The organism is Glycomyces sp. L485 (assembly GCF_022548875.1).
Lineage (GTDB): Bacteria > Actinomycetota > Actinomycetes > Mycobacteriales > Micromonosporaceae > Glycomyces.
The window spans coordinates 1-10090 of sequence record NZ_JAKZEW010000073.1 but is presented as its reverse complement, the minus strand read 5'-3'; the positions used below and the strand labels follow the sequence as shown (position 1 = coordinate 10090).

Below are 10090 nucleotides of genomic sequence, written 5' to 3'. Positions count from 1 at the left end.
GACTCCTACCAAGGCGACAACCAAGGCGTCATCTGGATCGACTTCGACCAGATCGGCGGCGCGATCTACGTAGGCGTCGCCGACCCGGACGATCCGCTCTACGTCTCGACCGACCGCGGTGCGACCTGGTCCCCCGTCCCCGGTGCGGCCGAGGCGCTCGGCGCCGTCGGCGACGTCCGGACCATCCCCAAGCAGTCGGCGGTGGACGACGAGAACGGCTACCTGTTCGTCGTCACCAGCCACGACCCCGGCCCCTACAACGGCGGCGTCGAAGGCAAGGCCGGCGGCAAGATCATGCGCCTGGCCACCCAGACCGGCGAATGGACCGACATCACCCCGCCGCACAACCCCACCGGCGACATCCCCGGATTCGGGGGCGTCACAGTCGACCGCCAGAACCCCGGCACTCTCATGGCGGCCACGCAGAACAACTGGTGGCCCGACGAGGTTCTGTTCCGATCGACCGACTCCGGCTCGACCTGGCAGACCAGCTGGGACTACGTGTGGGACGCCGAGTTCTCGTGGCCCCCGCAGCGCACCGACCGGTTCGACATGGACCCCGCGGGCAGCCCGTGGCTCTCCTTCGGCGGCAGCGACGACGGCCCCTCCTATGCGATCAAGCACGGCTGGATGATCGACGCGCTCGCGATCGACCCGCACGACTCCGACCGGATCATGTGGGGCACGGGCGCCACCATCTGGGGCACTGAGAGCCTCACCGAGTGGGATGAGCAGGGCGACCTGGTCGGCTGGGACGACGAGGCGGGACAGCAGGTCGGGCTGCCGGTCGACAAGTTCACCGTCGGCGTCCGCGTCGAGGGGCTCGAAGAGACCGCGATCCAGGACATCGCGGCGCTCGGCGGCACCGTCGTCACGGCCGTCGGCGACCTGGGCGGCTTCGTCCACACCGACCTCGACAAGGCCGAGACGATGATCCGCCGCCCGAACTGGACGTCGGGCCGGAGCGTCGACTTCGCGGAATTGAACAGGGACGTCATCGTCGGCACCGGCGACGTCGAAGGAGAAGACGACGGCCACGTCGGCGTCTCGACCGACCGCGGCGCGACCTGGCTGACCACCACGAGGCTCCCCGGCGTGCCCGGTGGCGCACACGGCGGCGTCGTCGCGGTCACCGCCGACGGCTCCACGATCCTGTGGTCCCCCGGCGACAGCGAGGTCACGCCCGTCTACAGCACGGATCTCGGCCAGACCTGGACGAGCGTCATCGGGCTGCCCGCGGGCGCCACGATCCGCACCGACCGCGTCAGGCCGAACCAGGTCTACGCCTTCGCGAGCGGCGTCTTCTACGCCAGCACCGACGCGGGCGCGACGTTCTCCGAGACCGGAGCCGACGGGCTCCCGGCCGAGGGCGACGTCGACTTCCGCGCCGTGCCGGGACGCGCCGCCAACCTCTGGCTCGTCGGCGGCGACGTCGACGCGGAGTACGGCATGTGGCGCTCGAGGGACGGCGGCCTCACCTGGAAGCGCATCCGCGCGTTCGAAGAGGCAGACGCGGTCGGCTTCGGCAAGGCCGCCAAATGGTCCTTCTATCCGGCGATCTACACCTCCGCCAAGGCGAACGGGACGCGCGGCATCTACCGGTCGACCGACGGCGGCGTCCGCTGGAGCCGCATCAACGACGACGACCACCAGTGGGCGTGGACCGGGGCCGCCATCACCGGCGACCCGGAGATCTACGGCCGCGTCTACCTGACCACCAACGGCCGGGGCCTGATCTACGGCGACATCGAAGACTGACCTTTCGGTCAAGACAGGGCGCCGCACCGTGAAATCGGTGCGGCGCCCGCTGATAATGGAACGATGGACCAGAATCTTCGTTCCCACCTGAGCGTCAAACACGCCATCCTCTCCGACCGACTCACCGAACAGGATGTGGAGGCGGCCTTCGAGGCGGTGCGGCCCATCGCCGAGCGGGCCGGCGGCGCCGCGCCCCAGCTGCTCGGCCTGAGCGACCCGTTCGAGGCGGAGGTGCACGGCGCGGTCGCGCTCTCGGCACTCCTGTGCCTCCCGATCGGTCAGGACCGGATCGGCGTCGCGATGCTGGCCGCCCTGATCGGCCGGGGCGGCGACGCCGCCGCGTCGGCCCTGCTGCACGCCATCGAGGTCGTCACCGCCGGACCGGCCAAGACCTACATCACCACCGAGATCGAACTCCTCGAAGGCGCGGGCGTCCCCTGCCCGCCTTGGGAGTCCGGGCTGGACGACCCGGTCGAATCCGTGTCGGCCTGGGCCTGCTCCCCCGTGATGGAGAGCGGCGGCGCGCCCCACGCGGTGCTCGTCTTCGAGTTCTCCAGGGCCGGCTCCACGCACGCGTTCATCATCCACCGCGACTACCAGGGCGACGGCTCGATCCGCAAGGTCAACGGCATCCCCGACATAGGCTGGCACAGCTTCCGCAAGTTCCTGCTCACCGGCAAGGCCCTCGAAGTCCCCTACGCCATCGAGGAGATGGACTTCAACCGGGCCGTCGACCACTTCGACGCCCCACGGATGGCCATGTGGCGCAACCTGAGCGAAGACCCGGACCGCTTCGCCGCCGACACGGACCTGTCCACCGCCCCGGGCATGACCCTCCTGCTCGAAACCCACATGACCGCCGCCATGTGACGACGCTGCCCGGCTACGCCGTGGAGCGCTCCATGACCGATCCGGGCTGACGTTCCGCGAAGCCGCGCGAGGTATCCGACTCACCCACCAGGCCGTGAACGGATACGTTCGCGGAAAGCACGCGCCGCAGGCCAAGGGGAGCAACAGCGAGCTGTTCCTCGAACTGCTCCGCGTCGGATACGGCGTCGAGGACCAGAGCGTCCTGAACGCGTGGACCGAGGCGCTGCGCCGAGTGGCGGCGCCAGAAGCTCCTGGAGGCCCTGCGAACGGCGGTCGAAGACCGAGTCCCCGAGTCGTTCCTGGTCATGGCGATGCGCGCGGACTTCTACGAGCAGGTCCTTCAAGAGCCTTTCCTCGCCGCCATCGCCGCCGAACGCCAGATCACGGTCGGCCCGATGAACGCCGAGTAGCTCGCCGCCGCCATCGAGAAGCCCGCCCGCGCCGCCAAGGCCGAGGTCGAGCCAGGACTGACCGAAGTGCTCCTGCGCGACCTCGCCGCTCGATGCTCAGCGCCTCGACCGGCTTCGAGGTCGCGTGGCGCTGACCGATCGGCGGGTCCGCAGCACCATCCGGCCACAGCCGTGAACCCGCGGATCGCAGGCACTGCCCTGACCTGAGATCCGCTCCCGCGTCTCCCAGGATCAGGCGAGGCGTACGGGGAGCCCGGAGCGCACGGACTGCTCGCAGGCTTCGGCCAGTGCGAGGCTTCGGAGGCTCGCCTCCGCCGGCGAGGGGTTGCCGGCCCCGCCGGAGGCTATGGCGGCGAAGGCCTTGAGTTCGTTCAGGTACGCCAGTCGGTAGCGGTCCTGGAAACCCCTGTACGGCGAGGCCGGTCGGGGGCCGTCGGGTTCCAGGGAGTTGACGGGGGTTCGGGGGTCGAGACCGGCGGCGAGGGTGTCCTTGCTGCCGTAGAGGATCGTGCGGCAGTCGTAGCCGACCGGGTCGTGGCGGGAGGCCGAGAGCAGGGCCTGGGCACCGCTCGGGAAGCGGAGGGTCGCGGTGACGTTGTCCCAGTCGCCTATGTCGGCGAATGCCTCGTCGACGAGCACCGAGCCTGAGGCGTAGACCTCGGTGACGGGCTCGTCGAGGAGCCACGGGATCGCGTCCAGGTCGTGGATGAGGCAGTCGCGGAACAGGCCGCCGGAGGTGGCGATGAACTCGCCGGGCGGGGGCTCGAAGTCGTTGCAGACCGCGTGGACCTGGTAGACCCTGCCGACTTCGCCCGCTCTGAGTCGGCGGTGGAGTTCGACGGTCGCCGGGTCGAAGCGGCGGTGGAAGCCCACGGTGACCGGGACGTCCGAGGCCTCGATCTCGGGGACCAGGGTCCGCATCTCGGCGAGGCTCGGGGCCAGGGGCTTCTCGCAGAGGGCGGGGACCTTCGCCTTGATCGCCCGGCGCACCAGTTCCGGGTGGGTGTCGGTGGGTGTGCAGATGAGGACCGCGTCGGCGGTGAGCAGGTGGTCCAGATCCTCGGTCGCCTCGGCGCCCACGGCTTGGGCAAGGCGGGCGGCACGGTCCGGGGCGGGGTCGTAGATCAGGATGTCGTCGAACTCGTCGAGGGTCGAGGTGTTCTCGGCGTGCATCGAGCCGATGCGGCCCGCGCCGGCTATACCGATCCGCATTGGGTCCCCTAACCGTAGACTAGAGCGCTCTAGTCCATCATTATGCACGCGGAACTGCACCGCCGGGCGCCGTCCCAGCGGCCGGGCATCGCCTCACGTCAGGTCAGCTGCTCCCGCAGCCAGGGGGAGCGCCGTTCGGCGCTCCCCCTCTTCCGAACGTCGGGACGTAGGACCCGCTGCACTCGTGTCGTTCGGCCCTGTCGAGGCCTGGGCCCCGCGAATAGCGTTGGCGCTGGGCATATAAGCCATCGAGAAGAGGAGGCGGCCATGAAAGCCGCGGTCTGCACCGATTTCCATCGTCCGCTGGAGCTCAGGGACCTCGACGTCCCCGAGCCGGGGCCCGGGCAGTTGCTGGTGAAGCTCGAGGCTTCCGGGCTGTGCCATACGGACATTCATGCGGCCCACGGCGACTGGCCGGTGAAACCGAAGCTGCCTTTCATTCCGGGGCACGAGGGAATCGGCCGAGTCGTGAAGGTCGGCGAGGGCACGTCCGAGGCCCTGGCCGGCAGGCGGGTCGCCATCCCGTGGCTCGGCACCTCCTGCGGCCACTGCCACTACTGCGTCACCGGTGCGGAGAACCTGTGCGAGAGCCAGGTGAACAGCGGCTACAGCGTCGACGGCGCTTATGCCGAGTTCGCGGTGGCCTACGCGCACGGCATCGTCGAGGTGCCCGACGGAGTTTCCAGTTTCGATGCCGCGCCTCTGACATGCGCGGGCGTCACCACGTACAAGGCGGTCAAGCTCGCCCGAGTGACGCCGTCGGAGCGCGTGGCGGTCTTCGGCATCGGAGGGCTGGGACACCTGGCGCTCCAGTACGCGCGACTGGTCGGCGGTTTCACCGTCGCGGTCGACATCGAGCCCGAGAAGCTCGAGCTCGCAGCCGAGCTCGGCGCCGACCAGGTCGTCAACGCGCGCGATACCGACCCGGTCGAGGCCATCCGGGCCGCCGGCGGCGCCGACGTCGCGATCGTCCTGGCCGCCTCGCCGAAGGTCTTCGAGCAGGCGCTGCGGTCGCTCAACCGCGGCGGGCGCCTGGTGATGGTCGCGCTGCCCGCCGACGACGCGGCCCTGTCCGTGCCGATCTTCGACACCGTCCTCGGCGGGATCTCGGTGATCGGGTCCATCGTGGGCACGCGCGCGGACCTGGCAGAGGTGTTCGCCCTGCACGCGGCGGGCCGCACCGAGGTCATCGCCGAGCGCCGAAGCCTGGAGACGGTGAACGACGACTTCGAGGCGGTGCTCGCCGGGAAGGTCTCGGCGAGGCTGGTCTTCGAGTTCTAGAGTGACGGAGGCACCGGGTTCTGCTGCCTCCGTCCAATACTCACGTACACGGACTCACAACGTGGAGTAGCCTGGAGCGGTCCCTCGCAGGGGTGGCGGGGAACCGCAACCCATGGCCCAGGCCCGTGCCGATAGGAACCTCGAAGTTGACTGAAGCAGACGACGGATGGCCGCCTCCCGGAATCGACATCTCCGTGCCGTCGACCGCGAGAGTCTATGACGCGATCCTCGGCGGCAAGGACAACTTCAAGGCCGACCGGGAGGCCGCCGAGGTCTTCGTCGGCCATGTCCCGCAGGCGAAGGAGTGCGCCCAGGAGAACCGCCGCGCACTCATCCGCGGAGTCCAGTACCTGGTCCGCATGGCCGGGATCGACCAGATCCTCGACATCGGGTGCGGCCTGCCGACCAAGCAGAACACCCATGAAGCCGCCCAGGAGATCAATCCGGACACTCGTGTGGTCTATGTCGACAATGACCCCATGGTGCTCTCGCACGGCCGGGCCCTGCTGGCCACCGATGACTCCACGAGGATCGTGACCGCCGACCTGCGCGATCCGGAGCTCATCCTCGCCCACCCGGACGTCCGGTCGTTCCTCGACTTCGACCGTCCCGTCGCGCTCATGGTCGTCGGCATGATCATGCAGATCAGCGAGCACGAGAACCCGAACCAGATCCTCGCGGACCTGATGGAGCCGCTGCCGTCTGGCAGCCACCTGTTCCTCACCGCGTGGCCCGACACCGGGGACGCCGCCCAGCGGAGCCTGTCGCGAGCCTGCCTGGAGACGCTCGGCAACGGGTGGATCCGCTCGCTCGAGCAGTTGGAGGCCCACTTCCTGGGCATGGAGATGGTCTCACCGGGCCTGGAATACGTGGCCAGGTGGTTCCCCGAGGAGCCCGACAAACCGGTGCCGACCTTCGAGGAGCTTCAGCCGTTCGAGCGAACGCAGATGGCGGGCATCGCGAAGAAGGCGTGAACGCCTACACCCGACCGTCGAGCAGGCGCTCGAACAGTTCCTCGTAACGCCCCGCGACCTGCTCCGCCTCGAAGTGCCAGGCGGTCTCCCGGCCGGCGGAGGCGAGCTTGCCGCGAAGTTCGCGGTCGCCCATGAGCCGCTCCAACGCCTCGGTGAGCGCCCCGACGTCTCTCGGCGTGACGAGCAGGCCGTTGAACTCGTGCTCGACGACTTCGCGCGGGCCGTGCGGGACGGCGGCCGCGATGACCGGGACGCCCGCGGACATCGCCTCCGCCATCGACAACCCGAACGACTCGTGATGGGAGGGCACGACGGCGATCGCGGCCTTCGCCCACTCGGAGTCGAGCGGGGCGACCGGGCCCATGAGCTCGGTGCGGTTCTCAGAACGGGTGTCGTCGATGAGCTGCTCGAGCGCCGTCTGCTCCTTGCCCTGTCCGTAGATCCGCAACCGCCACCGCCCGAATCGGTCGTCGGTGCGCGAAAAGGCGCGGATGAGGGTGTCGAAGCCCTTGGAGGCGATGAGTCGACCGGCGGCCATGACGATCGGCCCGGGCTCGATCTCTCTGTCGATGCCGGTGCGCGGCAACAAATTCGGGACGGCCTCGATCGGACCGGCGAAATCTGGCAGCGCCTCGCGGTAGTCGCCGGCATCGGTCTCGGTGGCGGTCACGATGGCGTCGAGGTGCGGGTAATCGGCCTTGATCCATTCCTGGACCGGCTGCTTGTGCCTGTCGAACGAGGCGTGCTCCTGGACGATCGCGGCGGCGGAGGAGCGGCGGCGGGCCAGGTAGAGACCGAGGCTCGGGTGGGTGGCTATCAAGACGTCGGTGTCAACCTTGCGCAGGTACTTCGCGACGCGGTGGTCGAACAGCGCCGAGGAGGCGCCCATGGGGTTGACCATGCATTCGTCCATGATGGAAGGACGCCGGGCGCGCCAGCGATCGAGGAGCGTCCGTGACTCACCGCCGTCGGCGGCCTTCCGCCTGTCCCACAGATTGACGACCGTGATCCTCGGGTCGATCGGAAACACAGGCTCCGTCCTGGAGCGGACTACCGAGGCGATGGTGACATCGTGGCCGCGAGCGGCCAGGGCCGCGGCGTTGTTGAGCGTGGCCTTGATGGTGCCGCCCATCCCCCAGACGTCCCTGATGATGAAGGTGATGCGCATGGTCGCGGTTCCTTTCTGGAATGGGTCATCTGGAGCGGTTCGCGAGCAGCCGCTCGAACAGGTCCACATGCCGGTGGACCACCTGGTCGGGTTCGAAGCGACGGGCGGTCTCACGTCCCGCGTCGGCGAGCTTGTCCCGCAAAGAGGGGTCCTCGATGAGCCTGATCAGCGCCGCTTCGAGGGACTTGCGGTCCTTCTTGCCGACGAACAGGCCGTTGGTCTCGTGGTCGACCAGTTCGAGCGGCCCGTTGGGGACCCTGGTGCAGATCAGCGGGGCCCCGGCTCCCATCGCCTCGACGATGGTGAGGCCGAACGATTCGAAGTCGGAGGGCACGACGGCGATCGCGGCCTTCGCCCACTCGGGTCCGAGCGGGGCGACCGGGCCCATGAGCTCGATGCGGTCGGTCTGGCGAAGGTCCTCCACGAGCTGCTGCAGCTGCTTCTCGGCCGGCCCGCGCCCATAGATCCGCAGCTTCCAGTCCGGATGGCGGTCCGCGACGCGCGCGAAGGCGCGGGCGAGGGTATCGAAGCCCTTCTTGCGGTGGATGCGCCCGCCGGCCATGATGACGTTCTCGACGTGCGCGGGACGTTCGACAGGGCAGGCGGGCACGGAGTTGGGGACGCATTCGACGACGCCCCGGTACCCCGGGATGGCCTTGCGATAAGCCTCGGCGTCGATCTCGGTGGTGGTGACGATCGCGTCGAGCTTCCCGAACTTGGAGGTGATCCAGCCGCGGATGCCGGGCTTGTACAGGTCGAGGTAGAGGTGTTCCTGGGCGACGCGGACGGTGCGACGGCGCCCGTAGACGGCCAGGTAGAGGTTCATGCCCGCGTTGGTCCCCACGACCACGTCGGCGGTCGTGGTGCGCAAGTGGTGCTTGACCCGCTGGTCCATGAGCGCCGAGTCTCCCGGCGGACCGGGGACCTCGTGTTTCTTAAGGACGGAGGGGCGCGCGAGGAGGGCTTCGTCGGCCGGACTGAGGGTCTCGCCGCCCTCTGCGGGGTCGCGCAGGTCGTAGAGCGTATGGACCTCGATCCTCGGATCTATCTCGAAGTCGGAGACCTCCTTGTTGCGAGCGCACGTGACGATGGAGACCTCGTGTCCGAGGTCCAAGAGGGAGGTCGCGGTGTTGAGCGTGGTCCGGATGGTCCCGCCCATGCCCCATATGGTTCTGACCAGGAATTCTATACGCACAACAACAAATCATATCGATCTATCACGCATTGACCCAAATGGTTGTGACCAAAGGGACCGGACCCACGCGGTCCAGAGGATCGCCGGCGCCATGCGCAGGAGCGCGGCCGTGTTGACCGCCCGGACGCGGTCTCAACGAATCCAGACGGCCTCGCCGAACGGCTCCCGAACGACGGGCAGCGCGGCGTCCGCGATCGAGGCGGTGACCAGGTCGACACGTATCTCCCTGCGGCGCTTCAACTCCGGTCGTTCGCAGGCCCGAAGCGGTTCATGCGGCGAGAAATTCACGGCGCACTTCCCATTCCAGGTTCGTGCCCAGGGAATCACGGGAGCCTCCGAGACCGGTACCTCATGAACGGTCAGGTGCCGCCGCGTACGCTCTAACCGACCAGCCGGTGTCGCAGAGGAAAAGAGACCAGCCCATGCCCATGCTCGAAATCCGCCGGCACAGCAAGCGCGACGGAGCCGAGGCCGTCCATCTCTCCCAGAAGGGCGTCGAACTCGCCCGTTGGGCCGGAACGCTCATGGGCCCCTTCGAAATCGTTGCCGCAAGTGTCGCTCCGCGCACCCGCGAGACCGCCATCGCGATGGGATTCGCCGTCAACCTCGAACTGCCCACCTTGAAGAACGTCAACGAGTTCATGACCGAGTCCCAAATGGCCGCCCACGAAGTGGGCGCGCCGTTCACCAGGCTGGCGCGGCTGGTCAACCACCACGGGGCCGTCCACGACTACGCGAGCGCCATGGCCGTCCAGTGGCAGCAGTTGATGGCGTCGCTCGGGCCCGGCGACGCCGCGCTGGTCATCGGGCACGGCGGCCATCTCGAGTGCGGGCTCATCACGTTGTTCCCCGACGCCGACCACGACTCGTGGGGGCCGCTGTTCGACTACATGGAAGGCGCTCGGGTGCACTATGACAGTGCCGCCGAGCGCTTCCACGACGTCGAGCTCGTTCGCATGTAGCTCGGGCAAGCGAGCCGAGCATGGCGAGTTCCTTGGTCCGACCAGCGAGGTCGATCTCCCCGCCTTCGAGCGCAGGGAGCCGATAGCGGCGAATGAAGGCGTGAAATGCGTCCACCCCCGCGGCTGGAGGTCACTCTGACGTGGACGGTTGCTTGTTACTCGTGCGCAGAGGGAGGCCGGAAATGGCCCTTGGGGCGCTGGCGGCATCTTTCTCGTGGATGGTTGTTGTGCGCCAAGGGCGGCAGCGACTGTCAGGATGG

7 protein-coding genes and 3 pseudogenes are annotated in these 10090 nt (G+C 68.5%); 6 read left to right on the top strand and 4 right to left on the bottom strand.

The annotated features are described in order from the left end of the window. The 3 genes and pseudogenes from L0U85_RS19900 to L0U85_RS21520 form a co-directional block, all read left to right on the top strand. Positions 1-1758, top strand: a pseudogene (locus L0U85_RS19900) (xyloglucanase); the annotation flags it as partial. A gap of 63 nt (positions 1759-1821) precedes the next feature. Continuing rightward, positions 1822-2628 (top strand): hypothetical protein, encoded by an 807-nt coding sequence (locus L0U85_RS19895; RefSeq protein ID WP_241379516.1) that lies wholly within the window; start codon positions 1822-1824, stop codon positions 2626-2628. 236 nt (positions 2629-2864) lie between these two features. Then, positions 2865-3038, top strand: a pseudogene (locus tag L0U85_RS21520) (hypothetical protein); the annotation flags it as partial. Between the two features lie 231 nt (positions 3039-3269). Here the strand turns inward: L0U85_RS21520 and L0U85_RS19890 are convergent. Next, a complete protein-coding gene (locus L0U85_RS19890; protein WP_241379515.1) occupies positions 3270-4250 on the bottom strand; it encodes a Gfo/Idh/MocA family oxidoreductase in 981 nt (326 codons plus the stop codon). 267 nt (positions 4251-4517) lie between these two features. Here L0U85_RS19890 and L0U85_RS19885 point away from each other — a divergent pair, with 267 nt between their 5' ends. Next, a complete protein-coding gene (locus tag L0U85_RS19885; protein WP_241379514.1) occupies positions 4518-5531 on the top strand; it encodes a zinc-dependent alcohol dehydrogenase in 1014 nt (337 codons plus the stop codon). Between the two features lie 146 nt (positions 5532-5677). After that, a complete protein-coding gene (locus L0U85_RS19880; RefSeq protein WP_241379513.1) occupies positions 5678-6505 on the top strand; it encodes an SAM-dependent methyltransferase in 828 nt (275 codons plus the stop codon). Between the two features lie 4 nt (positions 6506-6509). Here the strand turns inward: L0U85_RS19880 and L0U85_RS19875 are convergent, their stop codons facing one another. Then, positions 6510-7673 (bottom strand): glycosyltransferase, encoded by a 1164-nt coding sequence (locus L0U85_RS19875; protein ID WP_241379512.1) that lies wholly within the window; start codon positions 7671-7673, stop codon positions 6510-6512. Between the two features lie 25 nt (positions 7674-7698). Beyond that, positions 7699-8832, bottom strand: coding sequence for a glycosyltransferase (locus L0U85_RS19870; RefSeq protein WP_241379511.1), 1134 nt, complete (start codon positions 8830-8832; stop codon positions 7699-7701). 458 nt (positions 8833-9290) lie between these two features. On the opposite strand from L0U85_RS19870, the gene L0U85_RS19865 reads away from it, so the two are divergent. Next, positions 9291-9830, top strand: a complete 540-nt coding sequence (locus L0U85_RS19865) for a histidine phosphatase family protein (RefSeq protein ID WP_241379510.1) — start codon at positions 9291-9293, stop codon at positions 9828-9830. 25 nt (positions 9831-9855) lie between these two features. Here the strand turns inward: L0U85_RS19865 and L0U85_RS21515 are convergent. Further along, positions 9856-9954, bottom strand: a pseudogene (locus L0U85_RS21515) (NADH:flavin oxidoreductase/NADH oxidase); the annotation flags it as partial. Positions 9955-10090 lie beyond the last annotated feature (136 nt).